This is a genomic window from Streptomyces sp. NPDC006691 (assembly GCF_042869955.1).
Lineage (GTDB): Bacteria > Actinomycetota > Actinomycetes > Streptomycetales > Streptomycetaceae > Streptomyces.
Window position 1 is genome coordinate 160,685 of sequence record NZ_JBIAGW010000001.1, and the last position, 23,594, is coordinate 184,278.

The window sequence follows — 23,594 nt, forward strand, 5'->3', positions numbered from 1 at the left end:
GGCGCGATTCATGACGGGCCCGGTGGTGGCCCGAGTGGTGACCGGGGGCATCAGGATCCGCCCCCGGCCGGGATGTGTTTGGTGAACTCGTCGTGGCCCGGCCAGCTGAGGACGAGTTCCCCGGCATCGGTCAGGCGAGCCCGGGCGAGGACCGGGGTCAGATCGCGTTCGGCCGCGGCCACCAAGGCCTCGGCGGCGGTGGCGTACGGAAGGAGGTCACGCAGGGTGGAGATGGTCGGCGGCATCATCAGGAGCTCGCCCTTGTCGTAGCCGGCGGCGGCTTCGGCGGGACGGATCCAGACGGTCCGGTCGGCCTCGGTCGAGGCGTTCCGGGTGACCTGGCCTTCGGGGAGGGCAGCGACGAAGAACCAGGTGTCGTACCGGCGGGGCTCGAACTCGGGGGTGATCCAGCGTGCCCAGGCGCCGAGCAGGTCCGAGCGGAGCAGCAGGCCGCGCCGGTCCAGGAACTCGGCGAAGCTGAGGTCGCGGGTCACCAGGGCCTGGCGGTCGGCCTCCCAGTCGTCGCCGGTGGTGTCGCCGACGACGGTGGTGGCGTCGGGGCCGGCGAGGAGGACGCCCGCTTCCTCGTAGGTCTCGCGCACCGCGGCGCAGACGATGGCCTGGGCGGAAGCAGGGTCGGTGCCGAGGCGGGCGGCCCAGGTCTCACGGGTCGGGCCCGCCCAGCCGAGCCCGGGGTCCTCGGCGTCGCGGGGGTCCACGCCGCCGCCCGGGTAGGCGTACGCGCCCCCGGCGAAGGCCATGGTGGTGCGTCGGCGCAGCATGTGCACGGAGGGGCGGGTGTCCGGGCCGGCCGCGTCGTCGCGCAGCAGCATCACGGTCGCGGCCCGCCGCGGCTCCACCGCGGTGAGCTCGCCTGCGGCGAGGGCGCGGATGCGGTCCGGCCATTCCGGCGGGTACCACTGACCATTGGGCATGGGCGGATGCTACGGGGTGGCGTGCGGATGTTCGAGGGGGTGCGTGTAGGTGGCATCCCTTTGACACGTCTGACGTGTCCGCCGCATCAGACACATCGGCCCCGTCGGGGCGCCCAGGGTGACTTCGGGCGGCCGGGGTGACCTCGGGCGGCCGGGGTGACCTCGGGCGCTCGTCGGGTCGCGCTCAAGCGTCGAGTACCCCAGGGGCGGCCCCAGCCCTGGTCCGAGCCTCGGACAGGGGCCGGGCCCCAAGTGTCGACGAAGGGCCGACCCCTGGGGGTCGGCCCTCGGCGGAAGGAGGAGGTCGGTCCTCGGGTCTCCGTGGACAGAGGCGTGGACCGATGCATGGAGGAGGTGTGGACCGAGGCGTGGACCGAGGATCAGTCCTGGACGAGTTCCACCTGGATCTCGACCTCGACCGGTGCGTCCAGGGGCAGCACCGCGACGCCGACGGCGCTGCGGGCGTGCACGCCCTTGTCGCCGAGGACAGCGCCGAGGAGTTCACTGGCGCCGTTGATGACGCCGGGCTGCCCGGTGAAGTCGGGGGCGGAGGCCACGAAGCCGACGACCTTCACGACGCGCGCGATGCGGTCCAGGTCGCCCACGACGGACTTGACCGCGGCGAGCGCGTTGAGGGCGCAGGTGGCGGCCAGTTCCTTGGCCTCGTCCGCGGTCACCTCGGCGCCGACCTTGCCGGTGACGGGCAGCTTGCCCTCCACCATGGGGAGCTGGCCGGCGGTGTACACGTACACCCCGGACCGCACGGCGGGCTGGTACGCGGCGAGCGGCGGGACGACCGACGGGAGGGTCAGGCCCAGTTCCGCCAGCTTGGCCTCGACGGCGCTCATGCCTGCTTCTCCCGCTTCAGGTAGGCCACCAGCTGCTCGGGGTTGTTCGGCCCGGGAACGACCTGGACAAGCTCCCAGCCGTCCTCGCCCCAGGTGTCCAGAATCTGCTTGGTCGCGTGCACGAGAAGGGGCACGGTCGCGTATTCCCACTTGGTCATGGGCCCGACTGTAGCCGCTGGCCGCCACCCCCTCGCGCGGGCTCCTTACGCGGGCCACATGCGCGGGTACCGGGCGGACCACATGCGCGGGTCCCAGGAGGGCCACATGCGTAGGTCTTACGCGGACCACATGCGTAGGTCGCCGGAGGACTGGTTAGGCTCGAAGGTGTGAGCAGGCTCCAGGTCGTCAGCGGCAAGGGCGGTACCGGCAAGACCACGGTCGCCGCAGCACTCGCGCTCGCCCTCGCGACGGAGGGCAGGCGCACGCTCCTCGTCGAGGTCGAGGGCAGACAGGGCATCGCGCAGCTCTTCGAGACGGAAGCCTTTCCGTACGAGGAGCGCAAGATCGCGGTGGCGCCCGGTGGCGGGGAGGTGTACGCACTGGCCATCGACGCGGAACGGGCGCTGCTCGACTACCTCCAGATGTTCTACAAACTGGGCGGGGCGGGCCGGGCTCTGAAGAAGCTCGGCGCGATCGACTTCGCGACCACCATCGCGCCGGGGGTACGGGACGTGCTCCTGACCGGCAAGGCGTGCGAGGCGGTGCGCCGCAAGAACAAGCAGGGCGCGTACGCGTACGACTACGTCGTGATGGACGCCCCGCCCACCGGGCGCATCACCCGCTTCCTGAACGTGAACGACGAGGTGGCGGGCCTGGCGAAGATCGGCCCGATACACAATCAGGCGCAGGCCGTCATGCGCGTCCTCAAGTCCCCGGAAACAGCGGTGCACTTGGTGACGCTCCTTGAGGAGATGCCCGTCCAGGAGACGGTTGACGGGATCGCCGAGCTGCGCGGGGCCGAGCTGCCGGTCGGCAAGGTCATCGTGAACATGGTCCGCCCGCACGTCCTGGACGAGGCGGCGGTGCGCGCGGTCACCGGCGACCGGCGCAAGGAGGTGGCCAAGACGCTGACGCGGGCCGGGGTGACCGGTTCGGCGAAGCTGGTGACGCCACTCCTGGAGCAGGCGGCCGAACACGCCGAGCGCGTCGAGCTGGAGCGTGAACAACGCGCGGTGCTGGGCACGTTGGGACTTACCACGTACGAACTGCCGTTGATCGGCGAGGGAATGGACCTGGCCGGGCTCTACCGCCTGGCTTCGGAACTGCGCAAGCTCGGGGTGGGTGAGTGACGTTGGACGCGGCCGGGACACTGGCGATCGATCCGCTGCTCGACGATGCGGGCACCCGCATCATCGTGTGCTGCGGCTCGGGCGGGGTCGGCAAGACAACTACCGCAGCCGCACTGGGAGTTCGGGCTGCCGAGCGCGGCCGGAAGGTCGTGGTGCTCACCATCGACCCGGCCCGCAGGCTCGCCCAGTCCATGGGCATCGACTCGCTCGACAACACCCCGCGCCGGGTCAAGGACGTCGAGGGCGAGGGCGAACTGCACGCCATGATGCTCGACATGAAGCGGACGTTCGACGAGATCGTCGAGGCGCACGCGGATCCCGAGCGGGCCAAGGCGATCCTGACGAACCCGTTCTACCAGTCCCTGTCGGCCGGCTTCGCGGGCACGCAGGAGTACATGGCGATGGAGAAGCTGGGGCAGCTGCGGGCCAGGGACGAGTGGGACCTGATCGTGGTGGACACCCCGCCGTCGCGCTCCGCACTCGACTTCCTGGACGCGCCGAAGCGGCTCGGTTCGTTCCTCGACGGCAAGTTCATCAAGCTGCTCATGGCGCCCGCGAAGATGGGCGGCCGGGCCGGGATGAAGTTCCTCAACGTCGGTATGTCGATGATGACCGGCACGCTCGGCAAGCTGCTCGGCGGACCGTTCCTGCACGACGTGCAGACCTTTGTGGCGGCCATGGACACGATGTTCGGCGGCTTCCGGACCAGGGCCGATGCCACCTATCGGCTGCTCCAGGCCCCCGGCACCGCCTTCCTCGTCGTCGCCGCACCCGAGCGGGACGCGCTGCGCGAGGCGGCGTACTTCGTGGAGCGGCTGGCCGCCGACGACATGCCTCTGGCCGGGCTCGTGCTGAACCGCGTGCACGGCAGCGCCGCCGCGCGCCTCTCGGCCGAGCGCGCCCTGGCCGCTGCGGAGAGCCTGGAGGAGGACGGGGCCGTGGAGTCCGCAGAGAACTCTGTAGAAATCAGTGCGGAAAAGCGTGCCGAAAATCTTGACGAACGCGGCATTGTGGATCAGGAGGGCGGGAAGGCTGGAGGTCGTGGCTCCAGTGTTTCCTCTCCCGAAGCCGCCCAGAGCGTCAAGTCCGTCAAGAGCGTCCAGCCCAACAAGACCGCCGAGCCCGTAGAAACGTCCGGACTCTCCGAGGCCGCCGAATCCGTGAACCATGCCCCGTCGGCGGACGATTCCGTCGAGCGGCTGACCGCAGGACTGCTGCGGCTGCATGCCGAGCGCATGCAGGTGCTCGCGCGGGAACAGCGGACGCGCGACCGCTTCGCCGCGCTCCACCCCGAGGTCAAGGTCGCCGAAGTGACCGCCCTGCCGGGCGATGTGCACGACCTCGCGGGGCTGCGGACCATCGGGGACCGGCTCGCGGCCGGTGGTTCTCCGGCCGGAGCTGCCTGAATCGCCGGGGCGTGAATCGCCAGGGCCTGAGTGCCGGGGCCTGAGCACAGCTGCCTGGATGCCGGCTGCTCGAATCCCCAGCTCCGTCAGCCCGCGGCAGCAGTTCGCAGCAGCAGGCAGCAGCAGTTCGCAGCGGCAGCCGACACGCGTCAGTCGGCGGTCCACAGCCAGCCACATGCACGTCCGGCGCGTCAGTCGGCAACGACACCCCAAACCACAGCCACACCCACAGCCACAGCCGTCGTCACGTACATCTCGCGCACGTACATCTCGCGCACGGCCGTCTCGCGCACGGTGTCAGCCCGCAGCCGCGAACGCCTCGTCTCCGAAGGAATGCCGGTAGTCGTACTCCGACTCCTCCTCCGCGCACACGGGCAGGATTCCCGTGCTGCGCTCGTACTCCGTGCGCGCGGTCTCCAAGAGGCGGTGCCACGAGGTGACGGTGGGGCGCCTGCGCAAAAGGGCGCGCCGCTCCCGTTCCGTCATTCCGCCCCACACGCCGAACTCGACGCGATTGTCGAGCGCGTCGGCCAGGCACTCGGTCCGCACCGGGCAACCGGTGCACACCGCCTTGGCCCTGTTCTGCGCTGCACCCTGTACAAACAGTTCGTCCGGATCGGTAGTGCGGCAGGCTGCCTGCGCACTCCAGTCGGTTACCCAGCCCATGCCGGCGCCGTCCTCTCCCGAATCGAGGCTCCCCCACGGCGGCAGAGGCATATTCACCGCTGCCAGTTGAGGACGTTACGGAAGGTGGGGACAGCGCAACACCCCCGTCGGGCCCAATCTTGAATGGCCCGAACGGACTATGCGTACGCGGCAGATCACCCAACGGAGTGAGCCGAGGACATGCGTGACTAATCCGAAATAATGGGACGTATCAGCTGAGGCGCAACGGACACGGGATGACGCATGAGGCGCAATCGGACATCAACTGGGCTGGTTCTCGCCGGATTCGGGGACGGCGGAACACTTCCTGGCGCGGCCGGGGTCTTGATGCGCGGCCGAACTGCTGTGACAGTTGAGAGCAGCTTAGGCCAGAGCCTTCACCTGTGTCCGGCGATTGAGAACGTAGGCTGCCCTCCATGGCAATGAAGCGATCGGGCGGAGGCCTGACCGGGACCCAGCAGGCGGCCAAGTTCCTCGGCGTGAGTGTGTTGGCGGGGGCGGTGCTCGCCGGGATCACCCTTCCGGCGGCCGGCGCCCTGGGGCTGGCGGCCAAGGGCACGGTCGAGGGGTTCGACGAGATCCCGGCCAACCTGAAGACCCCGCCGCTGAGCCAGCGCACCACGATCCTGGACAACAAGGGCGGCACGATCGCCCAGGTGTACTCGCGCGACCGCACCGTGGTGCCGCTCGCCGACATCTCCCCGTACATGCAGAAGGCGATCGTCGCGATCGAGGACTCGCGCTTCTACGAGCACGGCGCGATCGACGCCAAGGGTGTCCTGCGCGCGCTGAACAAGAACGCGACCAGCGGCGGCGTCGCCCAGGGCGCGTCCACGCTCACCCAGCAGTACGTGAAGAACGTCTTCGTGGAGGAGGCCGGTGACGACCCCGACAAGGTCGCCGAGGCCACCCAGCAGACGATCGGCCGCAAGGTCAAGGAGCTGAAGTACGCGATCCAGGTCGAGGAGGAGCTGGGCAAGAAGAAGATCCTGGAGAACTACCTCAACATCACGTTCTTCGGGCAGCAGGCGTACGGCATCGAGGCGGCGGCCAAGCGCTACTTCTCCAAGTCGGCCAAGGACCTCACCCTGGACGAGTCGGCGATGCTGGCCGGCATCGTGCAGTCGCCCAGCCGGTACGACCCGGTCAACGACGCGCAGGAGTCCAAGAAGCGCCGCAACACGGTGCTCCAGCGGATGGCCGACATGAAGGACATCTCGCAGGGCGAGGCCGACAAGGCCAAGGAAGAGCCGATCAAGCTGAACGTGAGCCGGCCCAAGAACGGCTGCATCACCGCCGTCGAGGGCGCTGGCTTCTTCTGCGACTACGTGCGCGAGGTCTTCCTGTCCGACCCGGTCTTCGGCAAGACGAAGGAAGCGCGGGCCAAGCTCTGGAACCAGGGCGGGCTCACCGTCCGGACCACGCTCGACCCGCAGGCGCAGAAGTCGACGCAGGAGTCGATCAAGGCGCACGTCTACCAGAAGGACTCGGTGGCGACGGCCGTCACGCTGGTCCAGCCCGGCAGCGGCAAGATCCTCGCCATGGGCCAGTCGAGGCCGTACGGCTTCGGGGACACCGAGACGCAGATCAACTTCTCGGTCAACCGCCAGATGGGCGGCTCCAATTTCGGCTTCCCGGTCGGCTCGACCTTCAAGCCGTTCCTGGCCGCGGCCGCGATCGAGGGCGGCAAGCCGCCGACCCAGCAGTATTCGGCGCCGTACGAGATGGACTACCCGAACGTCCAGACGTGCAACAGCGGCAAGCCGTGGGTCAACGACGGCAAGCCGCAGCCGTACCACCTGGAGAACGAGAACGAGTCCGAGGTCGGTCCGTTCTCGCTCAAGGACGCGATGGCCAAGTCGGTCAACACGTACTTCGTGCAGATGCTCGGTGACATCGGGATGTGCCCCGTCTCCCAGATGGCGGACAAGCTGAAGGTCATCCAGGGCAACGGCGAGAAGCTCCCCATGGTGCCGTCGGCGCTGACGCTGGGCTCCACCGGTATGTCGCCGCTGACGATGGCCTCCGCGTACGCGGCCTTCGCCAACCGGGGCACGTACTGCACGCCGATCGCCATCGAGTCCATCAAGAAGGTGGACGGCTCTCCGCTGCCGGTGCCGAAGTCCGCCTGCTCGCAGGCGATGTCGCAGAACACGGCGGACAGCATCAACACGCTGCTGCGCGGCGTGGTCGACTCCGGTACCGGTGCCGAGGCCGGTCTCAAGGACCGCGACAACGCGGGCAAGACGGGTACCACCGACGGCCGCAAGAACGCCTGGTTCGTCGGCTACACCTCGAACCTGTCGGCCGCGGTCTGGGTCGGCAGCCCGTCCCAGCGGGTCGAGATGAACAACATCACCATCGGCGGCCAGTTCCAGGAGCAGGTCTACGGTGGCCAGGTCCCCGGCCCCATCTGGCGGGACGCGGTGACCGGCGCGTTGCAGGGCCAGAGCTCGGCGCCCTTCGTCAACGTCAACATCCCCGACAACGGCGGCCAGAAGCCGGGCGGCGACCCGACGACGACGGCCGGGGCGCAGGGCAACAACGGCGACAAGAGCAAGAACAAGGGCAAGCACAAGCCGAAGCCGGGCGGCGACAACAAGCCCCCGGGCCGCGGCGGCCAGGACCCCTTCCCCGGCATCTCCTTCCCGCCGGGCGTGGTGGGCGGCGACTCGGGCGGCTGGCCGCAGTAGCGACCGCGCGGAGGCTCTCTGGAGACGGGAGACGCGCGGAGGCTCTGTACACGGGAAAGGGGCGCCCCGGGATTCACATCCCGGGGCGCCCCTTTCCCGTGTACTCCGGGTCAGCCCGCCAGGCGCTGCTTCACGGCGGCGGCGACGCGGCCACCGTCGGCGAGACCGGCCACCTTCGGGTTCACGATCTTCATGACGGCGCCCATCGCGCGCGGCCCCTCGGCGCCGGCGGCCTTCGCCTCGTCGACGGCGGCGGCGACGATGGCCGCGAGCTCGTCGTCGGAGAGCTGCTTGGGCAGGTACGCGTCGAGGATCTCGCCCTCGGCCAGCTCACGCGCGGCGGACTCGGCGCGGCCACCCTTGTCGAAGGCCTCGGCGGCCTCGCGGCGCTTCTTCGCCTCCTTGGCGATCACCTTGAGGACCTCGTCGTCGGAGAGCTCACGCGCGGCCGTGCCGGCGACCTCTTCCTTGGCGACGGCGGTGAGGGTCAGCCGGAGCGTGGACGAGCGGAGTTCGTCGCGCGCCTTCATGGCGGTGGTGAGGTCGTCCTTGAGTCGGGCCTTGAGCGTGGTCATGTCCCCAGTGTGTCAGGTGCGGTGGGCTGCCCGCCCGCCGATTAATGCCGCCACCGCCAGGTCTGCGACGATGGACGTATGCGCGCGCGATACGGAATTCCCTTGGGTGTCACGGCGGTCGGGGCCGCCGGTCTCGCCTATGCGGCCGGCTTCGAGGTGAGATCGTTCCGGCTGCGCCGGGTGACGGTGCCCGTGCTGCCGCCGGGGGCACGCCCGTTGCGCGTGCTCCAGGTCTCGGACATCCACATGGTGTCGGGCCAGCGCAAGAAGCGGGCGTGGCTGCAATCGCTCGCGGGCCTGCGCCCGGACTTCGTGGTGAACACGGGGGACAACCTGTCCGACCCGGAGGGCGTCCCCGAGGCGCTCGACGCGCTCGGCCCCCTGATGCAGTTCCCCGGCGTCTACGTCTTCGGCTCCAACGACTACTACGGCCCGAAGCTGCGCAACCCCGCCCGGTACCTGTTCGAGAAGGCGCAGGGCAAGCACGGCCTCAACGGCAACGCGCCGGCCGTCGGCGTCGTGCACAACCCGTGGGAGGAGCTGCGGGACGCGTTCGACTCGGCGGGCTGGGTGAACCTGAGCAATGCCCGGGGCCGCCTCAAGCTCGACGGGATGGAGCTGGCCTTCACCGGCCTGGACGACCCGCACATCAAGCGTGACCGGTACGAGCGGGTGGCCGGCGGCCCCGAGACGGGCGCGGACCTGTCGATCGCGGTGGTCCACGCGCCCTATCTGCGCTCCCTGGAGTCCTTCACGGCGGACGGCTATCCGCTGATCCTGGCCGGCCACACCCACGGCGGCCAGCTGTGCATCCCCTTCTACGGCGCGCTGGTCACCAACTGCGACCTGGACACGGACCGGGTGAAGGGCCTGTCCACCCACGAGGCGGAGGGCAACCGCGCCTACCTCCACGTCTCGGCGGGCTGCGGCACGAACCGCTACACCCCGGTCCGCTTCGCCTGCCCCCCGGAGGCGACGCTCCTGACGCTGGTGGGGCGTCGGTAGGACGCGGCGGCCGAGGTCGGGGGTGCCCGGCGGCGGTGAGGCGCGGGCCGGTTAGGCGCGGGCCCGGGTAGGCGCAGCCCGGGCAGCTGCGGGCCCGGCAGGCTGCCGCCCTTACCGGCGGGCCCGGGTCGGGCGCAGGTCGGACTCGGGTCGGGCGCGGTTAGGCGCGGTAAGGCGCGGGCCCGACAGGCTGCCCCCCCTTACGGGCGGGCCCCGGTTGGGCGCGGGCCGGGCGTGGGGCCGGGGCACCCCGACCGGCAGACTGACCCCCTGTATCGGTGGGCCCGGGGGCGACCCCCTACCGTGAACGCATGCGGTACGACCGGATTCCCCCTCATTCGCCCCGTACGTCCCCTGCGCCCGGCTCCCTGCGGGACGGTTCCCCGACGGCCGGAGCAGGCCCGACCGACGCGCCCGCCTCCGCCGTACTGCCCCGCACCCGGCGCCCCTACGCGGCGGCGTTCCGCGCGCTGATCTGCGCGGCGGCGGTGACGGGCATCGTGATCGACCTGCTGATGGGCAGCCCCCTGCGCGTCCTGAGCTACTTCACGATCCAGTCGAACGTGCTGGTGGCCCTCGCCTTCGGATGGTCGGCGGTACGCGCCTGGCGGGGCCGGTCCCCGCTCCCGGCCCGGGTCACCGGGGGCGTACTCCTCTACATCTCGATCACCGGCCTGGTCTACCACCTGGTCCTGGCGAACAGCTCCAGCGGCTTCTCGATGACGGGCGACCAGGCGGTGGCCGTGACCGGCTGGCGCACGGTCTCCAACCAGCTCCTGCACACGGTCACGCCGCTCGGCGCGCTCCTGGACTGGCTGCTCCTGACCCGCCCCGGCGGCCTGCGCCCGCGCCACGCCGCCCAGTGGCTCCTGTACCCGCTGGCCTACTTCGCGTTCGCCCTGATCCGCGGCGCCCTGCTCTCCCCCGGCACCACGGCCCGCTACCCGTACCCGTTCCTGGACGTCGCCCAGCACGGCTACCCGGCCGTCCTGACCAACGCCCTGGTGTTCGGCGCGGCCTTCTACGCCCTGGCCCTGGCGATCACCGGCCTGGACCACGTCCGCCCCTACCTGCGGGGCCCGAAAACCGGATTTCGTCTCCGGCCGCCAGTGGGCTAAAGTAAACGACGTCGCCGCGACAAGCGGAGACAATCGGGGTGTAGCGCAGCTTGGCAGCGCGCTTCGTTCGGGACGAAGAGGTCGTGGGTTCAAATCCCGCCACCCCGACAGAGAAACACCAGGTCAAGGGCCTGATCCTCACTGAGGATCAGGCCCTTCCTGCGTCTCCGGTGATCGTTTGGGAGAAACCTGGGAGAAGATCTTGGTCGAGGTCTCCCAGCAGGTGATCGTCGAGCAGTAGCAACATGCCTCGGCTGCGCCGACCCACACCTGCACGTTCGCGAACGACCAGTCGTCGACTCGACCGCGAACGTGCCTCGTCCGCGCCTGGTGGCTGCGCCGTGCCGGCGGATCGGCGGAATGGTGAGCTCCCGCCGCCTTGGGGTCCATGTCAGCCCGCACCGCTACTGTCTTCGTTCATGACCGCGTTACTCGAACGTGAGCTCCGGGACCTCTTGGCGGAGCAGCTAGACGTTCTCGAACCAGGACTGACCCTCGTCCGATGCGAGTTTGCGCTGAGCGACCCGCCACTCCGTACAAGGGGTTGGATCGACATCCTTGCTCGTGACCGACACGGCCTGTGGGTGATCATCGAGTTGAAGCGTGCTACGTCCACATCGCGTGAGGCGTTGCACGAGGTCGCGAAGTACGCAGAGCTGCTCCAGCGCGACAAGCAGGTCGCGCCTGACCGCATCCGTGCCCTCATCGTGTCGACCGACTGGCGCGAACTACTCGTTCCGGTGAGCAACATGGCCCGTGACTGGAGCCATGACCTTCGCGGTTACGAACTCCAGGTGTGTGACGATCGGACACTCAGCGCTGAGCGCGTCGCGATGCTTCCATCGTCGCCTGAGCAGTACGTCACACCGGTGCACGGCATCTACCTCTACGCGAGCCCCCAGGACCGAGACCGAGGATGGAAGCACATACGGCAGATCGCTTCCGAGATCGGCGCGCCCAACCTCCTTACTGCCGACTTCGAACGCGTCAGCGCCAAGGACGGTGTCAGAGCGCATTACGGCCTGTACCTGGGTGTCGGCACCGTGGAGTGGGGGAGCGCGTTGTCGAACTCCCCGGAAGTGGACGGGTACGGTGCGAAGCACCCGGCCGAGTACAAGGCATTGTGCGAAATCAACGCGCGCGTTCGCTGCGTCGAAGTCGGGTCGGCTTACCCGGGGGTGCTGGGCACTCTCCTAGGCGATCCCAATTGGGAGATCACCGGGTATCGGGGCACTGGAGCGTTTGCCCTGGGCAACGGGGCGTATGAGGAACGCGACTGGCTGCAGATGCTGGCTGGTCATGATCGCGGGGACGGACACGTCAAGTACATCGGCTCCGCCAATCCCCGGATCACCAGCCGGTGGCACTCATTTGTGGATCAGGCCATGACCAGTCTCGGTGGCAACCCCGAGTGGGAGATGCTCGTCCGGGCGTGGCTGGAGCGAGTTGCCGAGCAACCAGGCGACATCGACGTCGTCTTGTGGATCTACAACCCCTGCGACCTGATTCAGACCGTCATCTACGGATGGCCGGACGAGCTCGCCCAATGGGAACCACGCATCAAAGCCGTCGCCCGCTTCCCCGACGGCAGCCGCTCCGTCGCCGAGGGCAGGCTGTGTGCGAACAGCACCGGGGGTGCACCAGGCTTCCACCACTACGCCCACGAGGTGTACCGCGATTCGGTGAGCTGGATGACGACTCGATACGGCGGCACCACCTGGATGACTGATCTGGATCTGGTTCGCCGCCTTGGGCTGCGCTATATGATGTTTGAGATCTTCAGCGGCCATACTGGGCCGCCAGCCCCAGAAGACGAGCGCGGACTCTGGTTGGTCGAGGACGGGCAGGCGACCCGATACTCATCCCACGCCCCAGAGTTCGCAATGGCCTGGCAGCTCAACACCTACGGGGGAAAGCTCGTGACCCTTCGAGATTTCCTCACGACGTACCGTCATGAGGTCAACACGCTCCGCATCGAATATCTCGACGGTGCAGACGTGAGGCGCTGACTTCACGGATCACACCTCTCAGATACTCGGTTCACGTGTCTGGCCGACAGCTTCCGCGGTGTGGTCACGTCGAGACATTTGACGGGTTCCGATGGGCGAACAGGATGGTAGGAGCCTGCGCGCCCGACTGAGGGCCGACGGCATCCACTTCACGATCGCCGGAGCAGCGGATCCAGCACGGCGTCGCACCATGGATGATCTCGCCCTGCTCCTCGACAGCTCCGAGGGGAAGTCACTGGAGGTGGATTCGCCGGCCGGTCCGGAGCTGCAGGGGAAGGAGACCCGAGCCGCGCGCTTCCTGCGCCAGCTCGCGGTGACCGCTGACCTGGCGAACGTCTCCGCCATTCGCGAGCTGCTCACTCTCTGGAAGAAGCTCGGAGGGTGGATCGGATAGGGCGCCGGCGAGGTCACCACAAGCGCCTTCTCATGCTGGGCCGGGCGGGAGCGCATGGCCGGGGCATTTGACCGCTGACGCTCTACCTCGGCAGTGGGCGCGGCGGCACGGCGGAGGTCGTCTTCACCCACGTGGCGAACCGCGAGCCGTTCACAGATCGTGCGCTGCGCGCCGACGTTCAGGAGAGTCCGTTCAGCCCCTAACGTCACGCAGGGGCCTCGGTGTCCCCGGTACCGTGCGACACCGGGGACACCGAGGCTCTCCGTCTTCGTATGTTCTAAGAGGACGTTCGCGTCGTTAATGGGCGGGTATAGACCGGTTCGCTGCCTGCCAGCGTCGCCTCGGTACAGGGTATTTGTCGAAATCACCCAGCTTTCAAGGTGAGTTCGTGTGCCCATTTCATCGCAGATCCGCCCGACATCTCCTGTCCGGTTCGAAGATGTCCTGGTTGCCTTGTTTTGCCTCGCCCGATCGAGCGATACCGGCCGTGCGGACCATGTGGGTCAGTGTCTTCATGGCCGCGCGACTGCCCTATCCCAGTGATCTGTCCGACGCCCGCTGGGCGTTGATGGAGCCGATCTTGACCGCCTGGCGGGCCGAGCGGCAGAAGACATCCCTTAACCTCGGCGGCAAGGTGGCCGACCTGCGGGAAGTCATGAACGCGATCCTCTTCCTCAACCGGACCGGCGTCCCGTGGCGCTACCTGCCCAACGACTTCCCGCCGCACACTACGGTCTTCGGATACTTCAGCGCCTGGACCGCGGACGGCACCATCGAGAAGCTCGGCATCCATCTGCACAGGATCGTCCGCCAGCAGGAAGGACGCGCCGCCGAGCCCACCGCCTGCGTCATCGACGCCCAGAGCGTCAAAACCGCACCCAGCGTGCCCACCGACACCCAGGGCACCGACGCCGGTAAGAAGATCGTGGGCCGCAAACGCAGCATCGTGGTCGACACGCTCGGCCTCTTACTGCTGGTCATGGTCACTGCGGCCAGCGTCTCCGACAACGAGGCCGGCATCCAGCTCCTCAGCCGGATCGCCGCCGACCATCCCACGATCAGCAAGGCATGGGTCGACACCGGCTACAAAAAGAAGGCTATCGAGCATGGCGCCACCCTCGGTATCGATGTCGACGTCGTCCCGCGAAACACGCAGGTCAAAGGCTTTTCCGTGACACCGCGAAGGTGGGTAGTGGAGCGGAGCTTCGGATGGATCATGATGCACCGCCGACTCGCCCGCGACTACGAGACCAAGCCCGTCCACTCCGAGAGCATGATCCGTCTCGCGATGATCTCCAACCTCGCGAAACGAGCAACCGGAGAAACACCCATAACCTGGCACAAACCATGAACTATCGCTTCTTCAAGCGGAACGTCCTCTTAATGGGGGGGCGTGCTCGGTCAGCGGTGCTGAGCGGACCTCGTCACGTGGTGGTCGGCCCCTGCAGCAGCACGAGAGGCGAGACCAAGAGGGCTTCGGCGATCGCGACAAGGTCGTCGGCATCGCATCGGCGTTGGGCGCGTTCGATGCGGGACAGCATGGTGTTGGACATCGGATGGCCGAAAGCGGTCACGCGGCCAGCCAACTGGCGTTGTGACAGGCCGCGTTCGGTTCGGAGCATTTCGACGGTGCGGGCCACCTGCATTCCTGCGGGTCCGACTTCCAGTGGGCGTGGGGGCATGGCTCCAATTGAAAGGTGCATTCGCCGGTTTGGGAAACCGGCTATCGTGGTCTATGTTGCGCTCGCGTCGTTCGCCGAGATGTGGTTCCAGGGAGTCGGGAAGACGCACGGAAAAGTGCGCCGATCACGAGTCTGACGTGCGGTGTTGTGTTGTAGCTTCCCCGCTTGCGACTCGTCAACGGCTTGCCGATGTGATGCTTCTGGCTCAGCAGTCCAGGCAACTATTTGGTCAACCGCCGATCGAGCCTTACGGTTTTCCTCCCGCCCGTCACCGAGCCCATTTCTCGCAGCCTTTCTGCCGTGAGAGATTGCGCCGGATAGGGCTGGACTTGCGCGACTGGGGTGTGGCTATGTTGACGACACCCCGGAAACGCAATCGCTTCCCGGCGCGCGTCCGCGCCAACACCCCCTCGAATCCTGCCCCGACCGACGGTGAGCCGTGATGTCCGCGCACAGGCCACCGAGTGAGGACCGCCCCGCTCTTGGCACGAATCCGCACCATCAAGCCCGAAGCCTTCGTCTCCGAGTCCCTGGCCGTCGTCTCCCTGACCGCCGAGCGCACCTTCCTCGGTCTACTCACCCAGGCCGACGACCAGGGCCGCCACCGCGACCACGCCGCGATCATCGCCGGGCAGTTGTGGGTGCTGCGCCCGGAGCACACCCCGTCCGATGTCGAGACGGACCTCGCCCAGCTCGCCGACGCGGGACTGATCTGCCGCTACAAGGGGCCGGATCACAAGCGGTACCTGCACGTCGTGACCTGGCACCAGCATCAGAAGATCAACCGGGCGAGCAAGAGCCGCCTCCCGGGCTGCCCGGTTCACGACGCTTCGGTCGCGTCGACTCCTGCCGTGGGCGCCGGTGTCACGGAGTACTCGCTGCAGCCTCACGCAGTTCTCACTGAGGGCTCCGGCGAGGTCCGTGAGTCCGCGCTGAATCCGGTGCTTGAGAGCGAAGTCGCAGGTCAAGAGGGCTTCACGGAGTCCTCCGCAAGGGATCAGGGAGCGCTCGGTGAGGCAGCAGTGACGTCTCACGGTCCGGATCTAGGACCTAGGACCGTGGATCTAGGAGATATCCCTTCGGGGGGCGCAAGCGCCCACGCGCCCCACACCGTCTGGCCAAGCAGCTCCTCGGCGAGTACATCGCCGCGTGCAACCACCGCCCGCCAGATGCCTTCCTGAACCATCTCGGCAAACAGGTGCGCAAGCTGCTCGACGAGGGCATCGCCCCCGCACACCTCCGGGTCGCCCTCGAACGCCACCGGGTCAAGGGCCTGTCCCCGGGCGTCCTGCCCAGCCTCGTCCACGAGGTCATGAACGCCGCATCCTCCACCACACCCGCCGCCCACCGGGCGTGGACGAACCCCACCGACGTCGTCGCCGCCTACGGAGATGAGCTCTGACCGCCACCCTCACCCGCGCACCCCAACCCGTCGGCGCAATCACCGACCGGCTCAACACGATCCTCGCCAACCGCGGCATCGACCTCACCACGGCGGCCGCCCAGGAACCGGCGCCCGAGACCGTCACCGCCCTGGAACTCGCCGACGCCCGCATCCCCGCCCGCTACCGCCGCGCCCTGGCCGACCATCCCCAGATCACCTCCTGGGCCGACCACATCGCCCGCGCCGGACGCCCGGGCCCGACCGGGCCCGACCGGGCCCGGTATCGCCGAGGGCCCGTCGCCGCTGATCGCCGGCCCCACCGGCACCGGCAAAACCCACCAGGCGTACGGCGCCGTCCGGGCCCTCCTCACCCGAGGCGTCCGCCTACGCTGGGAGGCCACCACCTCCGCCGACCTCCACGCGCGCCTCCGCCCCCGCGCCGGCCACGAGGGCGAACGGGAACTGCAAACGCTGGCCCGCTGCCCACTGCTGCTCCTGGACGACCTCGGCGCGGCCAAGACCAGCGAGTGGACCGAGGAGCTCACCTACCGGCTCATCAACCACCGGTACGAGCACATGCTCCCCACCCTTACCACCACCAACCTCCCCACCGCCGAGCTGCGCATCGCGCTCGGCGACCGCGTCGCCTCCCGTCTCGCCGAGATGACCGAGCGGGTCATCCTCACCGGCTCCGACCGACGCCGCACCGCGCCCACTGTCTGAACGGCCCGCGGTCCCTCCCGTCCCGCCACCTCACCCGCCCTGGCTTCCGCCTGTCCTCGAACGCGCGGGTCCCTTGGAGAGCCTCTGCATGACTCCTGGCCCCATCAAGCTCATCAGCGCCAACGACATCGGCATGCCTGCCTTGCCGCTCTGGTTCCCTGCCCCTGCTGCCATCACGGCTCTGCTCGTCGTCGTACTGTCCGCCGCATGGTCCCTGCGGAAGTACCGACGGAAGCCGAGCGCTGGACAGCGCCGTAGCACCGCCGCGATCCCGGTCGCCGCTGTCGCCGCGATGGCTGCACCGCCTACAGCGCGGACACCAGCTGGCGCTTCGCCGCCGACTACCTCGACATGGGCAGCACCGCCGAGCGCGCCGCGATGTTCGCCACCGCGCTGATGGCGCGGGCGAACCTCAACGGCTCCAAGCAGGCGCCCGGGGTGCCCGGCACTCTCACCTGGGTGATCACCTGCGTGCAGATCGTGCCCGCCTACGCCGAGTCCGGGCTGGTCGGCGGAACTGTACGGGCCTTCGTCGGCCCGGTCCTGGCGGCAGTGCTCTGGCACCTGGCCATGGGCATCGAACTGCGCCACCGCAGCCCGGATGCCGACTCCCGCAGCCTGACCGCCCTCCTCACCCGACAGGCACGCGAACAGCTGCTGGCTCGTCTGGGGATTGCCGACCGGGACGCGGATGCCGCCCGGATCATCCGCGACCGCGCCCTCGACCGGGCCGTCACGCTGATCCTCCGGGCAGAGACCATGACCGCCGACAAGCGCACCAAGTGGCGAGGCCGGCGCCTCACCCGCCGCCTGCACCAAGCCCTGGAGCAGGCTGACGTCGACCGCGACGAACGCTAGGACGAGCTGCTGCTGCGCAAGCTCGCCACCCGCCGCCAGCACCGCCCCAGCCCGTGGCACGTGGCCACCGCTGCCGCCGAACGCATCCCCCACCACCTAGACCACACCGAAGACGGCGCCGTCCAGGCCCACCTCACCGTCTTCGGCGAAGTCCTCTACGCGCTACCCGCCCATGCTCCTGTCCGACTCCAGGCCGAACTCCACCGTGCGGCTAACGCCTTCGAACACGCCGCCCACACCCGCGCCCGCGCCGACCACCAGCACGCCCGCGCACTGCGGGGCGCGCTCAAGGCCATGCGCTATCAGCCCGCGGACCACACCGGGCTGGCCATGTTCTTGGACGCCGCCATCCTCGTCGTCCTCGCAGTCCAGCGCCACAGCGCGCTGCACCACCACGACCGGCAGGTGGCCACCGCCCGCCAGACTCTCACCCACCTGCAAGCCGCCTACGCCCAGATAGCCCCCACCAGCCTCGCCGCACTCGCCAGGCACCATCCCTCCGACAACACGGTGAACCAGTACGTCCGCGCCCTGCACGAGGTCCTCCCCCGCCAGGCCGAACGGATCCTCACCGAAAACGCCTGGCCCGCCCTGACCGCCACCCTCGCCGCCGCCGAAGCCGCCGGCCACAACCCGGCCACCGTCCTCCAACAGGCAGCCCAGCACCGCCCCTTGGACGACGCGAAGTCAGCATCCGAGGTCCTCGTCTGGCGCATCCAACGCCTCGGCGACCGGCATGCACCCGGCCCTGGCGCACGAACCGCGCAGGCCCGCCGCCTTCCCGCTCAGACCGCCCAGCAGACCGATCCCGGGCTCCCGGGCGCGTACACGCCGCCTACATCCCGCGCCGGACGGTCCCGCTGAGCCGGAGCCCCTGGCGCGGGTCACGAGGAACGACACCACGCGTAGCCACGGACCGGCACGAAGCCGACGGACTGTAGCTGCACATCCCCGGTTGAAACCGGGGATTCTCCGGCCCCTAGATCTTGCCCGACCGCCCCACCTCTCAACAAGGAGCACCCGCATTCCCCTCATCGAACCTCGCCGACACGTCGTCGCCCAGCTGTCCGGCGCGTACTTCAAGTACCACGCCAGCACCAAGACCTGGCGCCACGACGATGGAGGCCCCTTCACCAAGGCGGAACAGGCCGCCGCTCTCGCGCCCACCATCAACGAGGTCAAAGAGGCGAAGAAGCAGATTGACCGGTATCACGAGTACCTGCAGACCTGGCTCGAAGCTCCCGAGGTCCTGGACCGCTTCCTCGCTCCCTTCCTGGACCAGCTCGACGAGAAGTCCTTCGGAAACGCCATCTACATCATGAACGAGAACGAGCGGCTGAAACTCCAGCGGCTGGTCAACGCGGCGGCTGAACCTGTCCGTCCGTTCACCCCGTACGCCTTCTGACAAACGGCTGCACCAACCGCACCCCCAGATGAGAAAGGGGGGCCGGTGACCGGGAAAACACACGGTCACCGGCCCCCTTCGCGTTCCCCGGAGTCACCGTGCGCGCTGTGCTTTGTCCACGGCCTTCGCCAGGTGCGCGTCGACAACACCCGGCGGGCCGGAAACGACCACCAGCACGTTGGCGATGCGGATCGCCGTCTGCTGGACAACGCTGTGCTGCCCGCCACGGAATAGGTGAGCAGCTGGCTCCACTGCTCGTCACCGAGACGTGGCGCGGCCATCTCCTCCGTGCCCATGTCGACGGAGGTACTGCCGACAAAAACCCGGTACGTGGGGCAGGAGGTCATCGCGTCGAAGATCCGGCTCACGCCCCTGGAGAGCTTCGCGGCGGTGTCGCTGTACAGCTCCTCGCTCACCTGGGAGTCGCTGCCGACCGCATAGGTGAAGGATGCCTTCGCCTTATGCGGGAAGTCTAGGCTGTCGCCGACCGCGACCTCGCTGCCGATCGCCGCCCGGGTGCACCGAGACGGTCGTCGAGGATGTCGGTCGACGGAATCAGCTCGGTCGAGCAGCCTGTCAGGGCAAGGACAGCGAAGGCGCTGAGGCTGAGGACGACCGTGGTGTGAAGGCGCATGCGAACCCCTTGGTGGTCTGCGAAGCGGACAGGTTGACCAAGCCGGCCCTCCGGGCACCGGCAGTGCGAAGGGGTTCAGGGGGTTTCAGGGTTCAGTGGCCGAGGTGACGCAGGCCCTCTTCGAGGGTGGGGTGGAACCCATCAACGGGGCCGGAGTTGCGGTTGTACCAGGCCGCGTCCAGGCGTGGCGCCTTCGTCTTGTGGCCGGCCCGGCAGCGCAGCCAGACAGAGTCGTCCCGCATGCAGAAGATGATCCAGTCCCGGTACGCGCCGCAGCCGGGGCAGGTACGGACCTCTCCGTCAATGACGAGCGGCTGCTGCCAGCGCATCATCAGCCCGGCCACCTCCTGCCGGGACAACACCCGCAAGTCCGGCGGCAGGAAGTCGGGCACCACCGTTTCCTCCACAGCCGGAGCCGGTACGGCCTGCTCGGGGGAGCCAGGCCACGGCTGCGTGGCCTGTAACTGCAGGAGCAACTCGTGGCCCGCGCGCTGGGCTTCACGGAATGCGCGGTCCTCGCGAGCACGTCGAAAGAACAAGATCTCTTCCTCTCAGTCTTCTGGCGGGCACGGCGAATGTGCCTCCGCTCAGAGGGATGGCGACGAGTTGCCCGCCAGCGGATCCTCTGGAACAGGGATCGTCAGCTACGCCGGACGACGGTGAGCCGCCCCTCGGCGCCCTCGGGCACAGTGCGGCGGGGCACCGGAACCGGCGAGGCGAGCGAGGAGGCGAACGCGGCAACCAGGCCGTGAGGGACGCTGGCGCTGAAGCTGGCGCACCACAGATACGGGACACCAAGATCAGGTTTCGCCCACGTCTGCCAGCCCACCAGGTTCGGGCGCGGGTCGGCATCCTCGATGAACGGCGGCACCATCTCCAGGGAGACGCTGCAGGAGAATCCGGGATCCATTGCGGTGGTGCGGGGGCGGTCCACGTCGCGAAGCCAGCCGTGGGCAGAGAGCGCGCTGAGGACGGTCTCGGGTCCCTCGAAGTCGGCGTCGTGCGTCTTGTGGCTATCGATCTCCGTGAGGAGGTCAGAGAGCGCCTCGTACGGGACGCCGGAAGTGAAGTACGCGTTCCACACGGTCATCACAGAGGCGGTACACGAGCGGGCGCTCAGCTGCCAGGCCACCGGCAGTCCGCCCAGCTCGAACGGGTAGGCGGCGAGGACCCATTCGGCGCCGTACAACCCGTCCGGGCTGACGTACAGCAGGGTCTGACGGGAGGTGGGCCCCATGCGCCAGCCGAGGTCGGACAGGGTGTCGTCGATCCGCTCAGCGAGCGCGTCGTCATCGCCGGCCAAGTGGCGCGGGGTGACCCAGTACACCGGGTCAGGTGAGTCAAGGTGGAAGGGTTCGCTGGGGTGGTGCGGGTGCAGGGGCGCCTCCGTGTGCTCGGTGGTGGTCTCCAGCAGGCGTTGTACGTTGACATGGCTTGCCGCCCGTGCACCAGTCCTTCAGGGGGTCTTTCCTGTCTGCCCCCGGCGAACTTGGTGGCAGGGGATCCCTGACGCAGCCCCGCCTGCTAGGGGCCCAGTGAATCGGCACCCGCTTCCAGCTCCGACCAGGGGAGTGGAGGGGGAGACTGCTGCGTGCTGATCGGGTAGCCAAGTCCCGTACGGTCACGAAGCCCCTCAGCCTGCACACTCGCCGTGCTTTGCAAGGATGCTGCGAACTGTGTTGCGGGAGTGGCCCGAGAGTTGAGCGATTTCGACCTCACTCAACCCCGATCTCTTCGCCGCGATGACCAGGGCATCTCGAGTGGCACATGTACGCCGGTACTTCTCAAGTTTCTCCCGCGCGGCGTCTGCGCTGTCCGGCGGCGGCGCATACGAGACGCCCGCCCTCTCGATCTTGTATGCGCGGTGCGATCGGGAGTCGCCGCTGCTGCTCTCCATCCGCCGCACAGTAAGCGGTAACGACGCCCATGGGGCTGTGCAGCTTTGCGCACCACTGTTCAAAATTGCACAGCCCTGCTACTCCCTGCGAGTGGCCCCTTCGCCGCGTCGCCATCTCCCTGCCGACGAAAACACTGCTGGTCTGCGACATCTTGAGCGTCAACTCACCGCAGAAAGGGGCGATTGTGCAGAACTGCACAACCCGCACGTTCCGGCACTGTGTTCCGGACCTTGAAGTTCACCCTTTCGCCTTTACGAACGGAATCACGTGCCTACTCCTCGCCTCGTAGCGGCCATTGACATCGGCACCCACGGCATCGGCGCCGCTTGGAGCGTCATCTCGGAATCCAACGCCGAAGCTTCCAGCCGGAAGATCCATTTCTGTGACCAGTGGGAGTCGCAGCCCGCGCCCACCGCGAAGAACCTGTCAGCGCTCCTGCTGGACGCCCACGGAAAACTGATCGCCTGGGGGTACGACGCCCGACGGCTCTGGCTCACCCAAGGAGCCGCGCTCCGCAGCCAGGGGGCTCGCTACCACCACGGCTTCAAGATGGACCTCGGCGTGCGCCCGGCTCCGGAGACCACGAACGACAGCAGCGTCGACTCGGACCCTCCGTCGGCAGAACCCTCCGACGAGGAGCGGGACGTGCTGAAACGCGGCGCCCCCACCGACCGGTTGACACCTGACCTGCTGACGATGCTGCTGCGCGAGGTCGTCGCCGTAACGCTCCGCCAGATCGCTGCCAGCGGATACGACGAGGACGACATCCGCTGGTGTCTGACTTCGCCCGCCTGCTGGAGCGACTACCAGAAGTCCGTGCTGCGTAGGATCGCGACGGACGCCGGCCTGCCCAGCGAGGACGGGAGGGTGCTGCTGTCTCTCGAGCCGGAGGCAGCGGCCCACTACGCGCGCGTGTCCGGGGTGCGGATCGTGGGCGACCACGATGATCCCGGCAGCGATCTCCTGGCTCCCGGCGCCCGGTTCATGGTGGTGGACTGCGGGGGCGGCACCGTGGACATCACGGCTTACGAGAACGACGCCGAAGGAAAGATGATCGAGATCGGCCGATCCATCGGTGACCGATTCGGATCGGACTTCCTCAACCGCGCCTTCGAGAAGGACCACCTCAGGGAATGCCTCGGCGATCAGGACATCCTGGACGAGATCCAGGAGGACTGTCCCGACGCGCTGCTCAACCTCGTTGACCAATGGGAGCGCGGCAAGCTGCACGTAGCGCTCGACCAGGAAGAGAACCTCAACCTGCTGATCCCTACGGCCATCGACCGTCGGCTGGGCGCAGCCGTCCGCAAGCGCCTCGCCCGGCGTCAGAACAAGATCAGCGATGCCATCGTCCTCACCCCTTCCCAGATTCACGCGCTGTTCGACACCGTCATCCCCGGCACGCTCGACCTCATCGAGGCCCAGCTCAAGGAGATGGATGCGAGCCGCGGGGAGAACAGCAACCCCGATGTCATCCTCCTGGTCGGCGGCTTCAGCAACTCCCCATACCTCCAGCAGGCGGTCAAGGAGCGCTTCGGTGAACGCGCCCAGGTGATGGTGCCCCCCAACCCCGACATCGCCGTCCTCTTCGGCGCCACGCACTTCTGCTACGACCCCCAGACTCGGGCGCGGCGCAGCCGCTTCACCTACGGCACGGAGGTCAACGCGAGCTTCGAGGAGGGTGTCGATCCCGAGGCCAAGCGCTACGTGACGACCCGTGGCCTGGTCACTTGCGCTGATCGCTTCTCCGTCTTCACCCGAGCCGGCGCGTCCGTGCCCACGGACGCCGAGGTGATGCACGAGTACGTGCCCTTGGAGGAGGCCGACACCTCGGTCGACTTCACTATCTTCGCCACGAGCCACCCGGACCCTCGCTACGTCACCGATCCGGGGTGCGACGCGCTGGCTACGGTCACCGTGGACCTGAAGCCCGTGATGCGCTTCGACCTTGAGGAGCGCGCACTGCGCCTCTATATGCGGTTCGGTGAGACCGAGATCAAGGCACGTGCCGAACTAGTCCAGGGCGGTGGCGAGGTCGCTACCAATGTCCGCTTCCACTCCAACTACTGACG

The 23,594-nt window shown here is 68.2% G+C and carries 21 protein-coding genes, 1 tRNA gene and 2 pseudogenes; 16 read left to right on the forward strand and 8 right to left on the reverse strand.

Going from position 1 to position 23,594, the window contains the following annotated elements:
* Window positions 1-50: 50 nt before the first annotated feature.
* From ACFYNP_RS00725 to ACFYNP_RS00735, 3 genes are all read right to left on the reverse strand, one after another.
* Window positions 51-935 carry an NUDIX hydrolase gene (locus ACFYNP_RS00725; RefSeq protein ID WP_388781288.1) on the reverse strand — a complete coding sequence of 295 codons (885 nt, stop codon included), beginning with the start codon at window positions 933-935 and terminating at the stop codon, window positions 51-53.
* Between the two features lie 380 nt (window positions 936-1,315).
* Window positions 1,316-1,783 carry a RidA family protein gene (locus ACFYNP_RS00730; RefSeq protein WP_345259830.1) on the reverse strand — a complete coding sequence of 156 codons (468 nt, stop codon included), beginning with the start codon at window positions 1,781-1,783 and terminating at the stop codon, window positions 1,316-1,318.
* The gene (locus ACFYNP_RS00735) at window positions 1,780-1,941 is read right to left on the reverse strand and encodes a DUF4177 domain-containing protein (protein WP_003975360.1); all 162 of its coding nucleotides are present in this window, start codon (window positions 1,939-1,941) and stop codon (window positions 1,780-1,782) included. Before ACFYNP_RS00735 ends, ACFYNP_RS00730 begins: the two co-directional genes overlap by 4 nt.
* A gap of 168 nt (window positions 1,942-2,109) precedes the next feature.
* Between ACFYNP_RS00735 and ACFYNP_RS00740 the strand changes: the two genes are divergently transcribed.
* The gene (locus tag ACFYNP_RS00740) at window positions 2,110-3,072 is read left to right on the forward strand and encodes an ArsA family ATPase (RefSeq protein WP_388414778.1); all 963 of its coding nucleotides are present in this window, start codon (window positions 2,110-2,112) and stop codon (window positions 3,070-3,072) included.
* Window positions 3,069-4,478, forward strand: a complete 1,410-nt coding sequence (locus ACFYNP_RS00745; RefSeq protein ID WP_388781291.1) for an ArsA family ATPase — start codon at window positions 3,069-3,071, stop codon at window positions 4,476-4,478. Before ACFYNP_RS00740 ends, ACFYNP_RS00745 begins: the two co-directional genes overlap by 4 nt.
* Before the next feature lie 297 nt (window positions 4,479-4,775).
* Here ACFYNP_RS00745 and ACFYNP_RS00750 read toward each other — a convergent pair whose 3' ends face one another.
* Window positions 4,776-5,144, reverse strand: coding sequence for a WhiB family transcriptional regulator (locus ACFYNP_RS00750; RefSeq protein ID WP_199846351.1), 369 nt, complete (start codon window positions 5,142-5,144; stop codon window positions 4,776-4,778).
* A gap of 416 nt (window positions 5,145-5,560) precedes the next feature.
* On the opposite strand from ACFYNP_RS00750, the gene ACFYNP_RS00755 reads away from it, so the two are divergent.
* The gene (locus ACFYNP_RS00755) at window positions 5,561-7,837 is read left to right on the forward strand and encodes a transglycosylase domain-containing protein (RefSeq protein WP_388414784.1); all 2,277 of its coding nucleotides are present in this window, start codon (window positions 5,561-5,563) and stop codon (window positions 7,835-7,837) included.
* A 110-nt stretch (window positions 7,838-7,947) separates the two neighbouring features.
* Here ACFYNP_RS00755 and ACFYNP_RS00760 read toward each other — a convergent pair whose 3' ends face one another.
* Window positions 7,948-8,412 carry a GatB/YqeY domain-containing protein gene (locus ACFYNP_RS00760; RefSeq protein WP_100573834.1) on the reverse strand — a complete coding sequence of 155 codons (465 nt, stop codon included), beginning with the start codon at window positions 8,410-8,412 and terminating at the stop codon, window positions 7,948-7,950.
* Window positions 8,413-8,490: 78 nt separating this feature from the next.
* Here ACFYNP_RS00760 and ACFYNP_RS00765 point away from each other — a divergent pair, with 78 nt between their 5' ends.
* The 6 genes from ACFYNP_RS00765 (at window position 8,491) to ACFYNP_RS00790 (ending at window position 14,289) form a co-directional block, all read left to right on the forward strand.
* Window positions 8,491-9,417 carry a metallophosphoesterase gene (locus tag ACFYNP_RS00765; RefSeq protein ID WP_388781294.1) on the forward strand — a complete coding sequence of 309 codons (927 nt, stop codon included), beginning with the start codon at window positions 8,491-8,493 and terminating at the stop codon, window positions 9,415-9,417.
* A gap of 311 nt (window positions 9,418-9,728) precedes the next feature.
* A complete protein-coding gene (locus ACFYNP_RS00770; RefSeq protein WP_388781297.1) occupies window positions 9,729-10,535 on the forward strand; it encodes a Pr6Pr family membrane protein in 807 nt (268 codons plus the stop codon).
* A 34-nt stretch (window positions 10,536-10,569) separates the two neighbouring features.
* Window positions 10,570-10,643, forward strand: a tRNA-Pro gene (locus tag ACFYNP_RS00775).
* A 311-nt stretch (window positions 10,644-10,954) separates the two neighbouring features.
* Complete coding sequence (locus tag ACFYNP_RS00780) at window positions 10,955-12,544, forward strand: endonuclease NucS domain-containing protein (RefSeq protein WP_388781300.1); 1,590 nt, start codon at window positions 10,955-10,957, stop codon at window positions 12,542-12,544.
* 91 nt (window positions 12,545-12,635) lie between these two features.
* The gene (locus ACFYNP_RS00785) at window positions 12,636-12,938 is read left to right on the forward strand and encodes a hypothetical protein (RefSeq protein ID WP_388781302.1); all 303 of its coding nucleotides are present in this window, start codon (window positions 12,636-12,638) and stop codon (window positions 12,936-12,938) included.
* A gap of 514 nt (window positions 12,939-13,452) precedes the next feature.
* The gene (locus ACFYNP_RS00790; RefSeq protein ID WP_388781305.1) at window positions 13,453-14,289 is read left to right on the forward strand and encodes an IS5 family transposase; all 837 of its coding nucleotides are present in this window, start codon (window positions 13,453-13,455) and stop codon (window positions 14,287-14,289) included.
* A 73-nt stretch (window positions 14,290-14,362) separates the two neighbouring features.
* On the opposite strand, the gene ACFYNP_RS00795 is transcribed toward ACFYNP_RS00790, so the two are convergent.
* A complete protein-coding gene (locus ACFYNP_RS00795) occupies window positions 14,363-14,584 on the reverse strand; it encodes a helix-turn-helix domain-containing protein (RefSeq protein ID WP_388781308.1) in 222 nt (73 codons plus the stop codon).
* Between the two features lie 518 nt (window positions 14,585-15,102).
* On the opposite strand from ACFYNP_RS00795, the pseudogene ACFYNP_RS00800 reads away from it, so the two are divergent.
* From ACFYNP_RS00800 to ACFYNP_RS00825, 6 genes and pseudogenes are all read left to right on the forward strand, one after another.
* Window positions 15,103-16,022 (forward strand): annotated as a pseudogene (locus ACFYNP_RS00800) (hypothetical protein).
* Window positions 16,019-16,727, forward strand: a pseudogene (locus ACFYNP_RS00805) (ATP-binding protein). Before ACFYNP_RS00800 ends, ACFYNP_RS00805 begins: the two co-directional pseudogenes overlap by 4 nt.
* 351 nt (window positions 16,728-17,078) lie before the next feature.
* A complete protein-coding gene (locus ACFYNP_RS00810; protein WP_388781310.1) occupies window positions 17,079-17,585 on the forward strand; it encodes a hypothetical protein in 507 nt (168 codons plus the stop codon).
* A gap of 60 nt (window positions 17,586-17,645) precedes the next feature.
* Entirely contained in the window at window positions 17,646-18,449 is an 804-nt protein-coding gene (locus ACFYNP_RS00815; protein ID WP_388781313.1) for a hypothetical protein, read from the forward strand.
* Between the two features lie 91 nt (window positions 18,450-18,540).
* Window positions 18,541-18,990, forward strand: coding sequence for a hypothetical protein (locus ACFYNP_RS00820; protein WP_388781315.1), 450 nt, complete (start codon window positions 18,541-18,543; stop codon window positions 18,988-18,990).
* 294 nt (window positions 18,991-19,284) lie between these two features.
* A complete protein-coding gene (locus ACFYNP_RS00825; protein ID WP_388781318.1) occupies window positions 19,285-19,431 on the forward strand; it encodes a hypothetical protein in 147 nt (48 codons plus the stop codon).
* A gap of 285 nt (window positions 19,432-19,716) precedes the next feature.
* On the opposite strand, the gene ACFYNP_RS00830 is transcribed toward ACFYNP_RS00825, so the two are convergent.
* Together ACFYNP_RS00830 and ACFYNP_RS00835 are read right to left on the reverse strand one after the other, a co-directional pair.
* The gene (locus tag ACFYNP_RS00830) at window positions 19,717-20,016 is read right to left on the reverse strand and encodes a hypothetical protein (RefSeq protein ID WP_388781321.1); all 300 of its coding nucleotides are present in this window, start codon (window positions 20,014-20,016) and stop codon (window positions 19,717-19,719) included.
* A 248-nt stretch (window positions 20,017-20,264) separates the two neighbouring features.
* A complete protein-coding gene (locus tag ACFYNP_RS00835; protein ID WP_388781324.1) occupies window positions 20,265-20,951 on the reverse strand; it encodes a DUF317 domain-containing protein in 687 nt (228 codons plus the stop codon).
* 838 nt (window positions 20,952-21,789) lie between these two features.
* Between ACFYNP_RS00835 and ACFYNP_RS00840 the strand changes: the two genes are divergently transcribed.
* Window positions 21,790-23,592, forward strand: coding sequence for an Hsp70 family protein (locus ACFYNP_RS00840; RefSeq protein WP_388781327.1), 1,803 nt, complete (start codon window positions 21,790-21,792; stop codon window positions 23,590-23,592).
* Window positions 23,593-23,594: the final 2 nt, after the last annotated feature.